The organism is Limnohabitans sp. 2KL-3, assembly GCF_001269405.1.
Lineage (GTDB): Bacteria > Pseudomonadota > Gammaproteobacteria > Burkholderiales > Burkholderiaceae_C > Limnohabitans_A.
Genome location: NZ_CXON01000007.1, coordinates 87,678 through 105,804, shown reverse-complemented (window position 1 = coordinate 105,804; position 18,127 = coordinate 87,678). Strand labels below are relative to the sequence as shown.

The 18,127-nt window shown below is 57.3% G+C and carries 12 protein-coding genes; 8 read left to right on the top strand and 4 right to left on the bottom strand.

Annotated features, from left to right (window positions below; all coding sequences use genetic code 11):
- Positions 1–34: 34 nt before the first annotated feature.
- The gene (locus AMM41_RS11365; RefSeq protein ID WP_089957839.1) at positions 35–946 is read right to left on the bottom strand and encodes a glycosyltransferase family 2 protein; all 912 of its coding nucleotides are present in this window, start codon (positions 944–946) and stop codon (positions 35–37) included.
- Between the two features lie 116 nt (positions 947–1,062).
- Here AMM41_RS11365 and AMM41_RS11360 point away from each other — a divergent pair, with 116 nt between their 5' ends.
- Positions 1,063–3,972, top strand: a complete 2,910-nt coding sequence (locus AMM41_RS11360) for a glycosyltransferase (RefSeq protein ID WP_089957835.1) — start codon at positions 1,063–1,065, stop codon at positions 3,970–3,972.
- Positions 3,973–4,040: 68 nt separating this feature from the next.
- On the opposite strand, the gene wbaP is transcribed toward AMM41_RS11360, so the two are convergent.
- Both wbaP and AMM41_RS11350 read right to left on the bottom strand, forming a co-directional pair.
- On the bottom strand, positions 4,041–5,522 hold the full coding sequence (gene wbaP / locus AMM41_RS11355; protein ID WP_228769238.1) for an undecaprenyl-phosphate galactose phosphotransferase WbaP: 1,482 nt from the start codon (positions 5,520–5,522) through the stop codon (positions 4,041–4,043).
- Positions 5,519–6,466, bottom strand: a complete 948-nt coding sequence (locus AMM41_RS11350) for a glycosyltransferase family 2 protein (RefSeq protein ID WP_089957830.1) — start codon at positions 6,464–6,466, stop codon at positions 5,519–5,521. Before AMM41_RS11350 ends, wbaP begins: the two co-directional genes overlap by 4 nt.
- Positions 6,467–6,661: 195 nt before the next feature.
- Here AMM41_RS11350 and AMM41_RS11345 point away from each other — a divergent pair, with 195 nt between their 5' ends.
- A complete protein-coding gene (locus AMM41_RS11345) occupies positions 6,662–7,870 on the top strand; it encodes a 50S ribosomal protein L11 methyltransferase (RefSeq protein ID WP_089957827.1) in 1,209 nt (402 codons plus the stop codon).
- A gap of 586 nt (positions 7,871–8,456) precedes the next feature.
- Here AMM41_RS11345 and AMM41_RS11340 read toward each other — a convergent pair.
- Positions 8,457–9,587 carry an IS110 family RNA-guided transposase gene (locus tag AMM41_RS11340; protein WP_089957824.1) on the bottom strand — a complete coding sequence of 377 codons (1,131 nt, stop codon included), beginning with the start codon at positions 9,585–9,587 and terminating at the stop codon, positions 8,457–8,459.
- A gap of 934 nt (positions 9,588–10,521) precedes the next feature.
- Here AMM41_RS11340 and AMM41_RS11335 point away from each other — a divergent pair.
- From AMM41_RS11335 to AMM41_RS11310, 6 genes are all read left to right on the top strand, one after another.
- Entirely contained in the window at positions 10,522–11,754 is a 1,233-nt protein-coding gene (locus AMM41_RS11335; RefSeq protein WP_089957821.1) for a branched-chain amino acid ABC transporter substrate-binding protein, read from the top strand.
- Between the two features lie 203 nt (positions 11,755–11,957).
- Positions 11,958–12,992, top strand: coding sequence for a branched-chain amino acid ABC transporter permease (locus tag AMM41_RS11330; RefSeq protein WP_089957818.1), 1,035 nt, complete (start codon positions 11,958–11,960; stop codon positions 12,990–12,992).
- A gap of 3 nt (positions 12,993–12,995) precedes the next feature.
- The gene (locus AMM41_RS11325) at positions 12,996–14,288 is read left to right on the top strand and encodes a branched-chain amino acid ABC transporter permease (RefSeq protein ID WP_089957816.1); all 1,293 of its coding nucleotides are present in this window, start codon (positions 12,996–12,998) and stop codon (positions 14,286–14,288) included.
- On the top strand, positions 14,285–15,058 hold the full coding sequence (locus AMM41_RS11320) for an ABC transporter ATP-binding protein (RefSeq protein WP_089957813.1): 774 nt from the start codon (positions 14,285–14,287) through the stop codon (positions 15,056–15,058). Before AMM41_RS11325 ends, AMM41_RS11320 begins: the two co-directional genes overlap by 4 nt.
- Positions 15,058–15,753: an ABC transporter ATP-binding protein gene (locus AMM41_RS11315; RefSeq protein ID WP_089957810.1), complete on the top strand. Its 696-nt coding sequence runs from the start codon at positions 15,058–15,060 to the stop codon at positions 15,751–15,753. The genes AMM41_RS11320 and AMM41_RS11315 overlap by 1 nt, the downstream gene beginning before the upstream one ends.
- Positions 15,754–15,898: 145 nt before the next feature.
- Complete coding sequence (locus AMM41_RS11310) at positions 15,899–18,010, top strand: 3-hydroxyacyl-CoA dehydrogenase NAD-binding domain-containing protein (RefSeq protein WP_089957807.1); 2,112 nt, start codon at positions 15,899–15,901, stop codon at positions 18,008–18,010.
- Positions 18,011–18,127 lie beyond the last annotated feature (117 nt).

Here is an 18,127-nt window from a genome sequence, read left to right as displayed (position 1 = left end):
GCTGGGATGCCTGATGCGTCAGGCAAAGCGCCAGTCAGTCAGGGATATGCCCTTGTGCACCGGTGCGTTTCGCCCAGCCATCTCGCCAGCCACGGGCCACCCAGATCAACCTTTGCAGCCGACCGGGCGCAAAAATCAAGTTGGCCAGAATGACGCGCAGAGCGTAGAGGAGGTGGTGTGCGCGCCACCCTGTTGGAAAACGCTTGTCAGACCACAGCAACAAGGCATTTCGCAATACAAAGTAATGGCGAAAAGGTGAATGCACATGAAAATGCCGCCCCAAAAATGCCTGTGACCGATGACCTATGCGGTGAATCAAAACCGCATCACCGTCCATGAGCAGGGTGTAACCTGCCGCGCGTGCTCGGCCACACCATTCAACATCGACCCAATCGATGAAAAGATCGGCATTCATTGGGCCTGTTTTTTCCCAAGCTTCACGCGGGATAAGGCAGCCCGATGTAATGAGGTGGTCAACATGCCAACGCTTGCCGGACGTTGGTCGTATGCGCTGACGCATCCAGTTATAAGGCGCAAAGCTTGTAAGCAAATGCGCACCATCCCTGTCACATGTGGCGGGTCCGATGGCTCCAAATTTGAGATGCGATTGGCGATGGACTTCGCCGTTCCAATGGTCTCGCATTTGCGAAACAAGCCCCACTGGGGGTTCGCTGTCTTGATCGAAACCAATCACGGCATCGGCACCCTCGGCGTATGCCTTGGCAAAACCGCGGTTGAGTGCTTCGGCCACGCCTAGGTTGCAGCCAAGTTCTATGCATTGCACTTGTGCGCCCAAATCACTTGGCAGTTCATCCACTTGGCCGTTGTTCACCAGCAAAATTTGATGCACATCGGGCGCAAGCGCCAAGATCAAGCGGTGCAGTGTTTCAGGGTTTGGATGAAAACAAACAATGACGGCGGAAACCACATGAATTTCTTGGCTCATGTTTGATTAGCCAACACACCACGGAGTAAAGGTTGGGGAAACAGCTTTTCCAAATTACATTGCAAGTACGCTGTTTGATGAAAATAAGACATACTTGAATTGTATGATTCAAACATATGTCTACACCAATAATTTCAATACTGATACGCAGCACTGCCAGAAAATCCCTTGAGGAGACGTTGAACTCCGTTGGGCGGCAAACCTACCCAAAAATTGAGGTTTTGGTTATTGCTGCTGTTCCAAACCACCCGGAATTGCCCGTGCGAAATGACCACTGTCATGTGCAACTGGTGGCAACAGATATACCGCTTCAACGATCCAAGGCAGCCAATAAAGCGCTTCAACTGGCCACAGGTGAGTACGCTCTTTTGTTGGACGATGACGACTGGATTTCGCCCAACCACATCAGCAACTTGGTCGATGCCCTTCAAAAGGCACCCTCTTATCTGGTGTCTTACAGCCGAACGCAGACCGTCAACGCCAATGGTGAAGCAACAGGCCAACCCGTTATGGGGCTGCCGTACGATCCTTTGCGTTTGTTGGCGGGGAACTCCATGCCTGCGCACAGTGCACTGTTTTCCATTCGCTTGCGTGAATTGGGATGTCGTTTTGATGAGCAACTTGATCTGTACGAAGACTGGGACTTTTGGCTGCAAGCCGCACAACACAGCGACTTTCTGTTTGTGCCTGTCATCACTGCTTTTTATCGCATTCACGAGAGCTCTGGCGTGCATCAACATGCGCCATTTCACGGCAATGCGGCTCATGTTGTTTATGAAAAATGGCGTACTCGCTGGTCAATCTCTCAATTGGGCTTGGTCATGGAGCGCAATTGGCAACACAGCGATTGGGTTGAAACAGTAGAAAGTAAAACCTCCGAGCTTGCAAACCAAGCGACTGTCATCAAACAACAGCATGACCGTGCCATCGCCCTTGAAAATCACGCTCAACAACTCGAAGATCGCGCCCAGCAACTTGACAGTCTTCGTCTGCAACTCAAAGACCGATGCACGGTGCTTGAGGGTCAGCAACACGGACTGCAGCAGGAGCTGACGCAGTTGCTTGCAAGCACTGTGCCCAAACTGCAACACGAGCAGGAATTGGCCACTTTGTATAACAGCCGCAGCTGGCGTTGGATGTCTCCGGTTCGATGGTTTTTTAATGGTGTCAGGCGGTGGAGAGCGCAATCACGCTCATGGCTTCGGGTCATCAAAACCATGGCCGTCTCGCTGCCCAAGTTGCCCAAGCTTTTGCGCAAATACAGCATTCAAGATCTGTCAAACAAGGTGCAGGCCGAATTGCAGCTGGGCAATGACTACCTTGATTGGATCAAAGCCAATGAACCCACACCAGACCAGGTTGCACGCATGCGTGGCCTGATGCCGTCATGGTCCAACAAGCCGCTGGTGTCTATTTTGATGCCCACCTACAACTCCCCTTTGAACTACCTTCAAGAGGCGATCGAAAGCGTTCAGGCGCAGGTGTATGACCGTTGGGAGTTGTGCATTGCGGACGATGCCTCACCACGGCCAGAGGTTCGCCAATATTTGAGGGATGCGGCCAAAAAAGACCCCCGCATTGTGCTCAGCTTGCGCGAAGAAAATGGGCATATTTCAGAAAGCAGCAACACAGCTTTGCACTCCGCCAGTGGCGAATGGGTGGCCTTGCTGGATCACGATGACAGGTTGCACCCCTTGGCCCTGTTTTGGGTGGTCAACGCCCTGCAAAAACAGCCCGATGCCAACATCATCTTCAGCGATGAAGACAAGATTGACGGCAGCGGTGTTCGCTTTGGACCCTACTTCAAAGGTGAGTACAACCGTGAGCTGATGTGGGCTCAAAACATGATCAGTCATTTGGGTTGCTACAGACGCAGTGAGTTGCTTGAAATTGGCGGATTCCGCGTGGGTTACGAGGGCTCGCAAGATTACGATTTGGCTTTGCGCGTGATTGAGCGCAGTGCCACCCACCAGATTGTTCATATCCCGCGCGTGCTGTACCACTGGCGTGCGATAGCAGGCAGTACGGCTTTGGCCGCCGATCAAAAACCTTATGCAGAGTCTGCCAGCAGAAAGGCGTTAGAGGGTCACTTGGCACGCATCGGTTTGGCCGCAACAGTGTCTCCTTCGCCGGAAATTCCAAGCATGAATCGGGTCATGCCTGCACTGCCAACCCCCTTGCCGATGGTGAGCATTTTGATTCCGACCCGTGACAGGATTGAGCTTCTCCAAACCTGCATTGAGTCTTTGCTCAAACTCAGCACTTACCCTCACATTGAAATCCTGGTCATTGACAATGGCAGCGTTGAGCCCAACAGCTTGCTTTACTTTGAGCAATTGAAGGCTCAGGGTATTGGCATCATTCGAGACGATGGCCCCTTCAATTACTCGGCCTTGAATAACAGAGCGGCAAAACAGGCAAAGGGGGAGTTTTTGTGCCTGATGAACAATGACATTGAAATCATCACACCGAATTGGCTGGAAGAGATGTTGTCATTTGCCGCCCTGCCCGATGTGGGCGCGGTGGGCACAAGGTTGTGGTATCCCAACGACCAGGGTTTGCAACACGGTGGTGTGATCATTGGAATGGGTGGGGTGGCCGGTCACGCCCACTCCAAGTCACCCAAGGGCCATGCGGGTTACTTCGGCAGAATTGCGTTGCACCATCGCTTGTTGGCCGTGACTGCGGCGTGCTTGCTGATTCGCAAGTCGCATTATGAAAAGGTCGGGGGTCTTGATGAGAAACTCGCCGTTGCGTTCAATGATGTGGATTTTTGCTTGCGCCTTCACCAAGCTGGCTTTGCTTGCATTTACACCCCCTTTGCAGAAATGGTCCACCACGAGTCCGCAAGTCGAGGCGATGATCTAACGGGTGAGCGCCATCAACGCTTTGTGTCAGAGGTGCATTTCATGATGGACCGGTGGCAAGACCGTTTGAATGATGACCCGTTCTTTTCACCTAACCTGTCTTTGGCGCATGGCGACTTCAGGCCGGCCCTGAAGAGTCGTGTAGCGTCCATTGAGTGATCTTGGGTGATGAGGTGAGGCCATGGACCCAACGCTCTTGGCCGACGTGGGTCAAGGTCTCAACAACGTCAATATGCGCCGTCCTTGGAAAAAACCACATGGACGGTCCTGAACAGGATGATGAGGTCGTACCAAAACGACCAATTTTTAACGTACCAGGCATCCAGGTAAACACGCTTGTCGTAGTCCAAACTGGATCGACCGCTGGTCTGCCAGAGACCGGTCATTCCGGGCCGCACCAGCAGGTAGTAACTGGCATCTGAACCAAAGCGTTTGAGCTCGGCCTCAACCACAGGCCGAGGCCCCACCAGACTCATCTCGCCACGGATCACGTTGATCAATTGCGGCAGTTCGTCGAGGCTGTGGATGCGCAAAAAGCGGCCAAATCCGTTGACGCGGGGGTCGTTCTTGAGTTTGCGTTCGTTTTCCCATTGCACACGCAGTTCGGGCTGGCATTGGAGGAAGAGTTCGAGTTGTTGCTCGGCGTCGACCACCATGGTGCGAAATTTGTAGCAATTAAAGGTTTTGCCGTACTTGCCGATCCGTGGGTGTGCAAACAGGGCCGGGCCGCCGTCGCGCCGGATCAGCAAGGCAAGGGCCAGCATGAGGGGGCTCAGTACCACCAGCAAGGCGATGGCTGCCAAGGTGTCAAACACCCTTTTGGTCAGGCGGGCGGGCCAGCGGCGCAGGTTGTTGCGCATGCGCAGCATGGCGACTTCGTGTGAGAAAAAATGCGAGATGTCGGTGCCGTGCAGCGGTATACCGCGCATGGCGGGGATGACGCTGATGTCGGGTGCGCCCCATTGGGCCAACATGCGCAGCCAGTGTTCACGTTGTTCCGATTCGGAGTGTTCGAGGGCAATGACCCACTGCACGCCGATTTGGCCAGCCAGGGCTTCGATTTGTTGCTGTTGCAGGCGCGGGTAGGTAGCGGGGTTGTCGCCTTTTTGGCCTTCGCATGTCGAGACAAAACCGATGACTTGCAAGCCAAGTTCGGGCTGGCTTTTGAGGGCCATGGCGGCATCGGCGGCGTTGTTGCCAACGCCAATGATGACGGTGGGCCGAATCCAGAGGTTCATGCGTTTGAGCAGGCGCCGAGTCGCGGCCCGCATGCACACCAGCGCCAGCAAAACCATGCCCCAAGAAATGCACCACCATGGCAGGGACACTTGCCATTGGTTGATGGCCACGAGCGACATGTCCAGCAGCGCCAGCAAGCCGATCAGGCGTAAAAAATCGCCCAGTTCGTCCCAAAAGGGGCGTCGGTCGCTGTAGTGCTGGTAACTGATGAGCAACAAGAATGTGCCCAGCATGCCCATGAGCCCCCATGAGATGAGCCGTGCGGTTTGTTGTTGGTCCAACCAGTGCGCCACGTGGAGCATGCTGCCGGTGGCCAGCCCTGTGCAGGCCAGTGTGGCCAACACAAAGGCCAGCATGATGGCGGCCAGGTCGCCGCACAAAATGGCGAGTTTGGACAGCCGCACGGTGCGCAAGCTCATGGTCGAGGCCTCGCGCATGAAGGGCGCTGACAGGCTATTGGCTTGATTCAAACCCAATACCCTTTGTGCATGGACAAGCCCTTGGCCAGCCACTGGGGCATGTTCGCGTGAAGTTGTCCGGTTTTGAATCCGGCATATTTCATTAAGTTTCGCAATAAGGCTTCGGGCAATGAAAATGCGGATTTTTTAATCAAATAATTCATTTCTGAGCGGATGAATTGAATACCTTCATTTGCAGCAGATCCGAATGTTTCGATTAACCAGTGCTGTTGGGCATGAAAAACACCGGTGTCGAAGTAACGGCCGAGTTCTTGACGCAGGGAATAGCTGTGCGAGTGGTAAACGCTGGCGTTGGCTTGGTAGCGAATGGCGTGGCCGGCCAATAGCAAGCGGGCGGCAAGGTGCATGTCTTCACCCAAAATCAGATCTGTGGCGAACCCACCCACTTGGTGCAATGCCGATAGCCTGTAAGCGGCAAAGGAGTTGGAGAGAAAGCAGGTTTTGATGCCTTTGTGGGTTTTGTCTTGCAGGGTGACGGTGTGGCTTTGCGGGGGGTAGTTGAACAGCCGGGCATGGGCGGCGATGGGGGTGGCGTTGTGGTGGGGCAACTGCCGACCGTAAGCTGCGGCGACTTGGGGGTCGTTGAATGCTTGAAACAGGTTGCGCAAGGCGTAGGGGTCGGCAAGGATGGCGTCTTGGGTCAAAAAAATCACGAACTCGGCACCTGATGTGTGCTGCTCGATGCCTTGCTGGCGGGTTCCCCCGTGGTTGAAACGACGGCGGCTCACGGTTTGCACCTGGTGGCCCCGCGCTTGCGCCGCCTGTGCACTGCCGTCGGTTGATTCGGAGTCAAGAATGACGACTTTGAGGGGTTGCGCGACCTGTTGTTGGATCGCCTCCAAAAAGTCGGGCCAAGTCGGGCCGGGGTTGCAGGTCGGGACCAAAACGACGGCACGCTCACAAAATGATTTTGAGGACTGCTGAAAGTACGCCATTTTTTGGTTTAAGTTTGTATCTAAAAACATACTAGCTTGTTATTGTGCCTTTATTGGTTTGATGTTTATGAGACTTTTTAATAAAAAATTGAGAATTAAGGCACTATGTGCAGGTTCCTGTTGCGTCCGGGCTATAGTCCCGCACCGGCCAAATGGCCCTCTGTGTAGAAAAAAGGCGCCTGAAGGCGATACGGCATGAATGTGCAACCCGAGTTGGTCTGGACTGAGGACAACGAGACGCGGTCTTTGTTTTGGCGCATGGACCAGGGGGCGGCGGTGCCCAAAAAGGTGGTGTTGGCCGATGACACGATGAGCGCGGACACGGCTTTCAGGCTGGCTTGTGAGGGCACGGGCTTGTTGTGGCGGGGGGATTTTCAGAACGCCCGGCAGTTGTTGCAGGCTTTGGCGCGGCGCATCGACAAGCCCAAAAAGGTGCGCGTCAAGAAATCAGAGGCGGCCCCCGCCGTGGTGCCCGGGGCTGCGTTTCACACGCATCGCCAGGCGCAGGCGCACCGAAGCCGGGTGCTCAACCAAGTGTTGATTGAGTTGCAGGGCGATTACGGGGTGGCTTTGCGGCGTGCGCCCGATGTGCGCCAGGCTTGTACGCAGGCTTTTGGGCCGGCCAATGGGCAGGGTTCGGTGCTGTCGCTGCGCAGTTTGCAGGGGGTGGTGGGGGCGTTTGAGTGGCGCAAAAACGGGGTGGAGGTGCCCGCTTTGGGCGAGGCTCTGAGGATTTTTCCGCACTATGGGGTGTTTTCGCCCATTCGCGGCGAGTATGTGGCGTTGGTGGCCAAGGCCCCATGGCCTGCCGCCATGGGCACGCATTCGGTGGCGTTTGACATTGGGGTAGGCACGGGGGTGCTGTCAGCAGCACTGGCCCGTCGCGGCGCGGCCCAGGTGGTGGGCACCGATTTGAGCGATCGGGCCATGGCTTGCGCTAAAGACAATTTGCAGCGTTTGGGCGTGCAAAACCAGGTGACGTTGCTGCAGACCGATTTGTTCCCCCCAGGGCAAGCGGCTTTGGTGGTGTGCAACCCGCCTTGGTTGCCAGCCCGGGCCACGTCGCTGTTGGACCAGGCCGTGTACGACGAAGGCAGCCAGATGCTCAAGGGGTTTTTAAAGGGTTTGCCTGAACACCTGTGCCCAGGGGGCGAGGGTTGGCTGATTTTGTCGGACTTGGCCGAGCATTTGGGTTTGCGCTCGCGGCAGGAGCTGATGGGCTGGATCGAGGCGGCAGGTTTGGTGGTGCTGGGGCGCATGGACGCCAAGCCGGTTCACAGCAAAGCCCAAGACGCGACCGACCCGCTGCACGCAGCAAGGGCGGCCGAGGTGACATCGTTGTGGCGTTTGGGGGTGGCCTGCGAGGGTCATCGCGACGAGGGCGTCGCTCCTACAGGGGAATAACCCGCATTTTGTGGGAGCCCCGCCCTCGGGGCGATGGTCTTTTTGTGGGAGCCCCGCCCTCGGGGCGATGGGTGGTGGTCTGCTAGGGTCATCGCGACGAGGGCGTCGCTCCTACAGGGGAAGAGCCCGCATTTTGTAGGAGCCCCGCCCCCGGGGCGATGGGTCGTGGTCTGCGAGGGTCATCGCGACGGGGGCGTCGCTCCTACAGGGGAAGAGCCCGCATTTTGTGGGAGCCCCGCCCTCGGGGCGATGGGTGGTGGTCTGCTAGGGTCATCGCGACGGGGGCGTCGCTCCTGGTATGGATTGACCTGTCAATAGGTGTCGGTTGTTTTTCAGCTTTCTCTGTCTGTTTCTTTTGTCTTCTCGGTCAGTGACTGTGGTTCAGGGACTACGAGGCTGATTGGGCGACGGTAGATCAATCTGGTATTCGTGGGTTGGTTACCACATGCCTTGTCTTCGGTCGCGCAGCTGCCCATCTCTACAGTCGTGGGTCATCTCCCCCTTGCGAGTGAGCGCCACATAGGAGCATCTGGGGTTCTGCAGTTCTGCCTGCGCAGTCCCTGAACCACAATCACCGACCTCTTGTTCATGCCGTTGCCCGGCTACCGTGCACCCGGCCACTGGCCTCGCACGCAATCGCCCAGACAAAGCCCACCATCTCGCGGGCCACCGCCGTGCACACTTTTTGTTTGAGCTTGCCCGACGTCAGCAGTTTTTGATACCGCCCGCACAGTCTCTTTTGCCCCTCCCACGCAATGGCCTGCACCCGCTCGCTGGTCTTTTCTGCCCGCATCTCTATCGTGCGGCTCTTGCGTGCCGGGAATCGGTAGTTCCAGGCCGCCTCGATCAGCACCCGCCTGACGTGCCCGTTGCCCGTCTTCGTGATCGCGCCTTGCTGCCTTTTGCTGCCGCTGCTGTATTCGCTGGGCACCAGCCCCAAATACGACATCAGCTGCTTGGGGTTGTCAAAGCGCGTGATGTCCCCCAGCTCGGCCAACAAAGTCACCGCCGTGATCGTATTCACCCCTCTCATGGCCAACAGGCTGTTCAACACTGGCTCCAGGCTCCAGCCGCGCACGGCCAGCAAGATTTGCTTTTCCATGCCCAACACGCGCCGACTGGCCTCCTTGAGCGCCTCCACGTACTCTTGCATCACGATGTGCTGCGTGGGCGTCTCAAATGTGAGCGTCTCCATCCAGCGCCAGTGCGCCACGGTCCACTTGCTTTTGCCGGTGAAGACCTTGCCGTTGCGCAGCAAAAACGCTCCCAAGCGTTGGCGTGCCTTGGTCTCGGTTTGTTTGAAATCTTCGCGTGCCCGGCTCAGATCTCGGATGCCCTCTTGCTCTTTGTCGGGTACCCACACGGCCGTCAAGCTGCCATCGGCGTGCAACTTGGCCAAGCTCATGGCGTCACGCCTGTCGGTTTTGATGCGCACGCCTGGCATCTTCAGGATCAAGGAAGGGGCCACCACGTCACAGGCGTGGCCCTGCCGGGTGAGCTGATGGTAGACCTCATAACCACATGGCCCCGCTTCGTAGCAAAAGTTCAGCACCTCGCCATCGGGGCTCAGTTGTTTGAGCAACTTGGTGATGGCCGTTGGTGTGTTGGGGATTTCTCCAAAGTAACTCGGTTTCGTGCGAAGACCGCGCACGACGGCAACGGCGATGGTGTCTTTGTGAACATCAAGGCCGACGTAAATATCGTTAAACTGTTTCATGACCTGCCTCCTGAGTTGTGGCACTGAGTTGATAAAGGTTTCACACCCATTAACTTAACCCACGTTTGTCAGGTGGGCAGGTCATCCATCATGTCTACAAAATGCAGGGTATCCCCCATAGGAGCGACGCCCTCGTCGCGATCAGCCTCGCAGACCACGACCCATCGACCCGGGGGCGGGGCTCCTACAAATTGCAGGGCATCCCCTGTAGGAGCGACGCCCCCGTCGCGATAGAGCCTCGCAGACCACGACCCATCGCCCCGAGGGCGGGGCTCCTACAAAATGCAGGGCATCCCCTGTAGGAGCGACGCCCCCGTCGCGATCAGCCTCGCAGACCACGACCCATCGCCCCGGGGGCGGGGCTCCTACAAAATGCAGGGCATTCCCTGTCGGAACTACGCCCCCGGCGCGAGCAGCCTCGTTGACCACGACCCATCGCCCCGGGGGCGGGGCTCCTACAAAATGCAGGGCATTCCCTGTCGGAACTACGCCCCCGGCGCGAGCAGCCTCGCAGACCACGACCCATCGCCCCGGGGGCGGGGCTCCTACAAAATGCAGGGCATTCCCTGTCGGAACTACGCCCCCGTCGCGATCAGCCTCGCAGACCACGACCCATCGCCCCGGGGTCGGGGCTCCTACAAAATGCAGGGCATCCCCTGTAGGAGCGACGCCCCCGTCGCGAGCAGCCTCGCAGACCACGACCCATCGCCCTGAGGCAGGTCTTCCTCAAGGCCAAAAGCCATCGCCTGGCGGGGGCGGGGCTCCCACAACGGCATAAAACCACATGGCCGACAAAAACTGGGACCCTACAAACTGGATGGGGTTGGATCAATAAGTCGCGCGGGTGATATGCCTTAGGGGCAAACCCCGAGCGCATTTGTTGCCGCAGCGGTTACGCTGAAGCTGTTCCGATTAACCACGCAGGAGACCTTGAATGAAAACCACCACCCGTCTGATCGCAGCCGCAGCCCTGGCCGCTTGCTCCATGGGCGCTTATGCGCAAAAGGGCGAGACCGTCAAGATCGCCTGGATCGATCCGCTGTCCGGCCTGATGGCCCCTGTGGGCAGCAACCAGCTCAAGAGCTTTCAGTTTTTTGCTGAAAAATTCAGCAAAACCAACCCCGCAGGTGTCAAGTTTGAGGTGATTGGCATCGACAACAAGTTGAGCCCCGCTGAAAGCCTGAACGCGCTCAAAGCCGCCATGGACCAAGGCGTGCGTTACATCACCCAAGGCAACGGCTCTTCGGTGGCCGGTGCCTTGATCGAAGCGGTCAACAAGCACAACGAGCGCAACCCCGGCAAGGAAATCATTTTCCTGAACCACTCTGCGGTGGACCCCGACTTCACCAACAGCAAGTGCAGCTACTGGCACTTCCGCTTTGACGCCGACACCTCGATGAAGATCGAGGCCATGACCACCTTCATGAAGGACGACAAAGACATCAAGAAGGTGTACCTGTTCAACCAGAACTACTCACACGGCCACCAGGTCGCCAAGTTCGCCAAGGAAAACCTGGCCCGCAAGCGCACCGATGTGCAAATCGTGGGTGAAGACCTGCACCCCTTGGCCCAAGTGCGTGACTTCTCGCCCTACATCGCCAAGATCAAAGCCTCGGGTGCAGACACCGTGATCACCGGCAACTGGGGCTCTGACTTGGCATTGCTGGTCAAGGCGGCCAACGAAGGCGGCTACACCGGCAAGTTCTACACCTACTACACAGGCGTGACGGGCACACCAACGGCTTTGGGCCAAACCGGTGCAGGTCGTGTTTATCAAATTGCCTACAGCCACTACAACATGGGTGGTGACATGGGCAAGTGGATGGCCGAGTTCAAGCAAAAGTTCAACGACGACTTTTACACCGGTTCTGTGGTCACGATTTACAGCGCCTTGGGTGAAGCCATGGCCAAAGCCAAGTCGACCGACCCGGTCAAAGTGGCCGCAGCTCTGTCGGGCTTGAAGTTCAAGAGCTACCACGGTGATGTGGAAATGCGCAAGACTGACCACCAAATGCAGCAACCGCTGTACATGACCGTGTGGCAAAAGGCGGACAAAAAGTACCCCTACAGCCCTGAGAACACTGGCATGACCTTGGCCCCGGTCAAGGAATTCCCGTCTTACGTCTCCAGCACGCCTACCAGCTGCCAGATGAAGCGCCCTGGCTAATCAAAGGGTGCCGCTTGGCGGCCAGTCTTGTGCAGCGCAGAGCCTGTGGTTCTGTGCTGTGCAAGATGAGAGGGTTCAGGCCCGATCAACGTGATGTTCATCGGGCTTTTTCATGGGCTTGTGCCTTGGGTGTGGTTGGGGTTTGAGTGTTCAAACCCACTTTCGGTAACGTTGTTAGACCCCAGAGGGTCTGGAAAGTTTTTATGGAGTTTTTCATCATCTCCATGCTCAACGGTCTCAGTTACGGACTGTTGCTCTTCATGCTCAGCTCCGGGCTGACGCTGATTTTCAGCATGATGGGTGTGCTCAACTTTGCGCACGCCAGTTTTTACATGATCGGGGCCTATCTCGGTTACACCCTCACCGGGTGGATCGGCTTTTGGCCTGCCTTGGTTGTGGCGCCCCTGCTCGTCGGGGCTTGTGGTGCCGTTTTTGAGCGTGTCACCTTGCGCAAAGTCCACCCCTTCGGCCATGTGCCCGAACTGCTGGTCACGTTTGGCCTGTCTTATGTGGTGCTGGAATTGGTGCAGCTGGTGTGGGGCCGCACGGCGGTCGAGTTTCCCCCGCCTGAAATTTTGCGCAGCTCAGCTTTTACCCTGATCAACCACTCGGTCAACGGCCTGGGTGTGGTCTGGGGCGCTGCGCCTGCCGAGATGTGCAGTGCAGCCGATGCCGCCATTCGTGTGGTGTGCTCACCGTTTCCGGCCACACGCGGCTTCATGATGCTGGTGGCCTTGCTCATGCTGATGTCTTTGTGGCTTTTGCTCACCCGCACGCGCATCGGTTTGGTCATTCAGGCCGCGTTGACTCACCCCGAAATGGTGGAGTCGCTGGGCCACAACGTGCCACGCGTGTTCATGCTGGTGTTTGGTGCGGGCACAGGCCTGGCCGGTTTGGCCGGCGTGATTGGCGGCAGCACTTTCGTCACTGAGCCCGCCATGGCCGCCACCGTGGGTTCGGTCATTTTTGTGGTCGTGGTGGTGGGCGGAATGGGTTCGCTGTCGGGGGCCTTTTTGGCGTCCATCCTGATCGGTGTGATCCAGACTTTTGCCGTGGCCATTGACTATTCTTTCTTGACGCTGGCCAAAGACATGGGCTGGGCTTTGTCGGCCGCTACGCAGGAAAACTCCTTTGCCAAGCTCACGCTGTCGCAGGTCGCGCCCATCTTGCCTTACCTGTTTTTGGTGTTGATTCTGATCTTCCGACCCAAGGGTCTTTTGGGCACACGCGAGGGTTAAGACATGGCTGCTGTTTACAAATTCAAACCTTACAACGTGGGCCGCTGGGTCATCTGGAGCCTGTTCGCCCTGGTCTTGCTGGCTGCGCCGCTGGTTTTTACCAGTAACTTGTCGGTGACCATGCTGGCGCAAATGGGCATCGCCATCATTGCCTGCCTGTCCTACAACATCTTGTTGGGGCAAGGCGGCATGTTGAGCTTTGGCCATGCGGTTTACACCGGCTTGGGCTCATACATGGCGATTCACGCGCTCAATGCCGTGAGTGGCGGCAAGTTGAACATCCCGGTCAGCCTGCTGCCCATCGTGGGTGGCGTGGCAGGCATGGGCTTTGCCATTTTGCTGGGCTGGGTGACCACCCGAAAATCGGGCACGCCGTTTGCCATGATCACGCTGGGCGTGGCCGAACTGGTGTTTGCCATGTCGCTCATGTTCTCGGAGTTTTTCGGGGGTGAGGCGGGCGTCTCGGGCAACCGGGTGGCGGGTGAGGCCTTTTTTGGCATCACCTACGGCCCACAAATTCAGGTGTACTACCTGATTGCCATCTACACCTTTGTGAGTGTGGCGCTCATGTATGCCTTCACACAAACGCCGCTGGGCCGCATTTTGAACGCGGTGCGCGACAACCCTGAGCGTGTGGAGTTCATTGGTTACAACACCCAGCGCGTGCGCTACATGGCCTTCATCATTGCTGGCTTTTTTGCGGGCATCGCGGGCGGTTTGGGTGCACTCAACTTCGAGATTGTGACGGCCGAGGTGGTCGGGGCAGGGCGCTCGGGCGCTTATTTGCTCTTCACCTTTTTGGGCGGAGCCACTTTCTTTTTTGGCCCCATCATCGGCGCGATCTTGATGATCATTGCCTTTGTGCTGCTGTCCGAGTTGACCAAGGCCTGGCTGCTTTATCTGGGCCTGGTGTTCCTGTTCATGGTCATGTATGCACCGGGCGGCATTGCCAGCTTGATCATGATGAACCTGCGGGTGGCCAAGTTCGGCAAACTGCGCCAGATCTGGACCAGTTATTTGGGCCTGGGTCTCACGGCCATCGTCATGCTGGCGGGTGCCGGGGCCATGATCGAGATGGTTTATCACTTGCAGCTCAACTCGGCTTTGGGTGACACGGTCAAGTTCATGGGGGCCACGCTGAATGCCAAGAGCTTGGACAGCTGGTTTGGCTCGGCCTTTGTCATGCTGACCGGTTTGGGCTTGTTTGAGTTGGCCCGCAGGCAGTTTGCGCGTGACTGGGGCGAGATTCAGACCGACATTGAAAAAGAAATCAAGCGCCGGGAGAACGCAGCATGAGCACCAATGCACTTGAACTCAAAGACCTTCGCAAGAATTTTGGCAAGACCGAAATCATCCGGGGCGTGAACCTGGCGGTCGCGCCCGGCGAACGCGTGGCCGTGATTGGCCCCAACGGCGCGGGCAAGTCCACGCTGTTCAACCTGATCAGCGGCCGTTTTGGACCCACAAGCGGCGAGATTTTGCTCAATGGCCAAGCCATTCAACACAAAACGCCTTACGAGATCAACCGCTTGGGGCTGTCGCGCAGCTTCCAGATCACCAACATCTTTCCCAAGCTGAGTGTGTTCGAGAACCTGCGCTGCGCGGTGCTGTGGAGCCTGGGCTACAAATACAGCTTCTTGAAGTTCCTGTCAGGCCTGAAAGACGCCAACGAGCGGACCGATCAGCTGCTGAACATGATCCGTTTGGACAAAAAACGGGACGTGCTGGCGGTGAATTTGACCTATGCCGAACAGCGTGCGCTGGAGATTGGCGTGACCATTGCCGGTGGCTCGGATGTGATCTTGCTGGACGAACCCACGGCGGGCATGAGCAAGAGCGAAACCTCGCGTTTCATCCAACTCATCAAGGAAGTCACGGTGGGCAAAACCTTGCTCACGGTGGAACACGACATGGGGGTGGTGTTCGGTTTGGCCGACAAAATCGCGGTGGTGGTGTATGGCGAAGTGATCGCTTTTGACACACCCCAAGCCGTGCGGGCCAACGCCAAGGTGCAGGAGGCCTATTTGGGCTCTCCGGTTGCGGACAGCCAAGCGGGAGCCCACTGATGTTGAAAATCGAAAACCTTCATGCCTATTACGGCAAAAGCCATGTGTTGCACGGTGTTGATTTCGAGGTGGGGCAAGGCGAAATCGTGGCCTTGCTCGGGCGCAATGGTTCGGGCCGCTCCACCACCGCCAAGGCCATCATGGGACTGGTCGAGTGCGAAGGGCGCATCGACTGGAAAAGCCAGTCGATACAGGGCAAAAAAGCTTACGAAATCGCCCACTTGGGCCTGGGCTATGTGCCCGAAAACCGCGACATCTTTCCCAAACTCACCGTCAGCCAAAACCTGCAACTGGGTCAAAAACGCAGCGGCAAAAACGGCCGCTGGTCCTTTGAGGACATGTTTGCCATGTTTCCGCGCTTGAAAGAGCGTGAGCACACCGAAGCCGGTGTGTTGTCAGGCGGCGAGCAACAAATGCTCACGCTGTGCCGCACCCTCATGGGCGACCCGGACCTGATCATCATTGACGAGCCCACCGAGGGCCTGGCCCCCAAAATTGTGGAGTTGGTGGGGCAATTTCTGCACAGCCTGAAGGCCAAAGGGGTCTCGGTCTTGCTGATTGAGCAAAAACTGACCATTGCCATGAGCATTTCTGACCGTGCTTTGGTCATGGGCCATGGCTCCATCGTCTTCCAAGGCACACCCGATGAGTTGCGGGCCAACAGTTACATCCGCAAGGAGTGGCTGGAAGTTTGAGCTGAGGTGGGCGAATGGCCCACTTGGCTCTGGCTTGGCCCGTCTCAATCGCGACAAAATTTCGTTTTGGCTCGGTTTTTCTGTCTAAAATGGCAAAAAACGAACGGTCGTTCTTTTTTAATTTTTCACGCAAAGGAAGTCCAGCATGACAGCTGAATACAAAGTCCACGGCGATGTCGCGGTCATCACCCTGATGAACCCGCCGGTCAACGGTTTGGGTCTGTCCACACGCATCGGCATCACCGATGGTTTGGAAAAAGCCAACAACGACGCGGCTGTCAAAGCCATTGTCATCACGGGCGGCGGCAAGGCCTTTTCCGGTGGCGCAGACATCCGTGAATTCGGCTCGCCCAAAGCGATCCAAGAACCCAATTTGCTGAGCGTGATTCGCGCTTGCGAAAACTCGGCCAAGCCGGTGGTGGCGGCCATTCATTCGGTGGCCATGGGCGGTGGTTTGGAGCTGGCCTTGGGTTGCCACTACCGCATTGCAGCGCCTGGCACCTCGATTGCGCTGCCTGAAGTCAAGCTGGGTCTGATCCCCGGCGCGGGCGGCACACAGCGCCTGCCCCGCGTGATTGGCGTGGAAGCGGCCCTGAACATGATCGTCAGCGGCGAAGCCATCAAGAGCGAAATGCTGGCCATGTTGCCCGGTCAAAAGCTGTTTGACGCCATGGCCCAATCGGCCGAGAGCCTGCCCGAAGAAGCCTTTGCGCTGGCCCGCAAAGTGGCCGCTGCCCACGCCGATGGCAGCCCGCTGCCCCTGGTGCGCAACCTGCCTTGCAAGCACGTTCAAGGCGATGCGTACTTCCAGTTCACCCGCAACATGGTCAAAGGCATGGCCAAAAACCTGCCAGCCCCTGCCCAATGTGTGGACGCCGTCGAAGCCGCTACCAAGAAGAAGTTCGAAGACGGCATGGTCGTTGAGCGTGAGATCTTCATGAACCTGATGCTCACGCCCGAAAGCCGTGCTTTGCGTCACATCTTCATGGCCGACCGTGCAGCCAGCAAGATCCCCGATGTGCCCGCCGACACCCCCAAGCGCGACATCCAGAGCATCGCGGTCATTGGTGCCGGCACCATGGGCGGTGGTATTTCGATGAACTTCTTGAACGCGGGCATCCCGGTCAAGATTTTGGAAATGAAGCAAGACGCGCTGGACCGTGGCGTGGCCACCATCCGCAAAAATTACGAAGCCCAAGTCAAAAAGGGCAAGCTCAAGCAAGACAAATACGAGCAGCGCATGGCTTTGCTGAGCACCACGCTGAGCTACGACGACATCGGTCAGGCCGACCTGGTGATCGAAGCCGTGTTCGAAGAAATGGGCGTGAAAGAAGCCGTTTTCAAGAAGCTCGACGAAGTGATGAAGTCCGGCGCGATTTTGGCGTCCAACACTTCCACCTTGGATGTGAACAAGATCGCCAGCTTCACCCAGCGTCCTCAAGACGTGGTGGGCATGCACTTCTTCAGCCCGGCCAACGTGATGAAGCTGCTCGAAGTGGTGCGTGGTGCCCAAACCGGCAAAGACGTGCTGGCCACCGTGATGGCGATTGGCAAGAAGATCAAGAAGACCTCGGTGGTCTCGGGCGTGTGTGATGGTTTCATCGGCAACCGCATGATCGAGCAATACAGCCGCCAAGCTGGTTTCCTGATCGAAGAAGGCTGCACCCCTGCGCAGGTCGACAAAGCCGTTGAGAAATTCGGCTTTGCCATGGGCCCCTTCCGCATGGGCGACTTGGCGGGCAACGACATCGGCTGGGCGATCCGCAAGCGCCGTTACACCGAAAAGCCCGACCTCAAGTACAGCAAAACCGCTGACTTGCTGTGCGAAATGGGCCGCTACGGTCAGAAAACCGGCGCAGGCTGGTACGACTACCAAACCGGCAAGCGCGACGCGATCCCCAGCGCCGTGGTGGTCGAGATGATCGAAAAGCACCGCGCTGACATGGGCATCACCCCGCGCAAGATTTCGGACGACGAAATCGTTCAGCGCCTGGTGTTCTCGCTGGTCAACGAAGCCGCCCACATTCTGGAAGAAGGCATTGCCAGCAAGGCCAGCGACATCGACATGGTCTACATCACCGGCTATGGCTTCCCGTTCTGGCGCGGTGGCCCCATGAACTACGCCGACACGATTGGCCTGTTCAACGTGGCCGAAGCCATGAAGCGCTTTGCCAAAAACCCCCATGACGACGCCCAATTCTGGCAACCCGCGCCCTTGTTGGCACGCTTGGTGGCCGAAGGCAAGACATTCAACTGAGGCGCGTCGGGCGTTGAGGGTTCTGTGTTGCAGTTTGAGAGTTCAGTGTTGCGTGTCAAAAGACCACTTCACTGCTCGCTCAACGCCAGACGATCACCCATTAACGCCTGACACTCA

What these genes read in the sequence shown, in the direction of transcription:
- AMM41_RS11365 (WP_089957839.1), bottom strand. Translation starts at nt 946, where the DNA reads ATGAGCCAAGAAATTCATGTGGTTTCCGCCGTCATTGTTTGTTTTCAT.
- AMM41_RS11360 (WP_089957835.1), top strand. Translation starts at nt 1,063, where the DNA reads ATGTCTACACCAATAATTTCAATACTGATACGCAGCACTGCCAGAAAA.
- AMM41_RS11350 (WP_089957830.1), bottom strand. Translation starts at nt 6,466, where the DNA reads ATGGCGTACTTTCAGCAGTCCTCAAAATCATTTTGTGAGCGTGCCGTC.
- AMM41_RS11345 (WP_089957827.1), top strand. Translation starts at nt 6,662, where the DNA reads ATGAATGTGCAACCCGAGTTGGTCTGGACTGAGGACAACGAGACGCGG.
- AMM41_RS11340 (WP_089957824.1), bottom strand. Translation starts at nt 9,587, where the DNA reads ATGAAACAGTTTAACGATATTTACGTCGGCCTTGATGTTCACAAAGAC.
- AMM41_RS11335 (WP_089957821.1), top strand. Translation starts at nt 10,522, where the DNA reads ATGAAAACCACCACCCGTCTGATCGCAGCCGCAGCCCTGGCCGCTTGC.
- AMM41_RS11330 (WP_089957818.1), top strand. Translation starts at nt 11,958, where the DNA reads ATGGAGTTTTTCATCATCTCCATGCTCAACGGTCTCAGTTACGGACTG.
- AMM41_RS11325 (WP_089957816.1), top strand. Translation starts at nt 12,996, where the DNA reads ATGGCTGCTGTTTACAAATTCAAACCTTACAACGTGGGCCGCTGGGTC.
- AMM41_RS11320 (WP_089957813.1), top strand. Translation starts at nt 14,285, where the DNA reads ATGAGCACCAATGCACTTGAACTCAAAGACCTTCGCAAGAATTTTGGC.
- AMM41_RS11315 (WP_089957810.1), top strand. Translation starts at nt 15,058, where the DNA reads ATGTTGAAAATCGAAAACCTTCATGCCTATTACGGCAAAAGCCATGTG.
- AMM41_RS11310 (WP_089957807.1), top strand. Translation starts at nt 15,899, where the DNA reads ATGACAGCTGAATACAAAGTCCACGGCGATGTCGCGGTCATCACCCTG.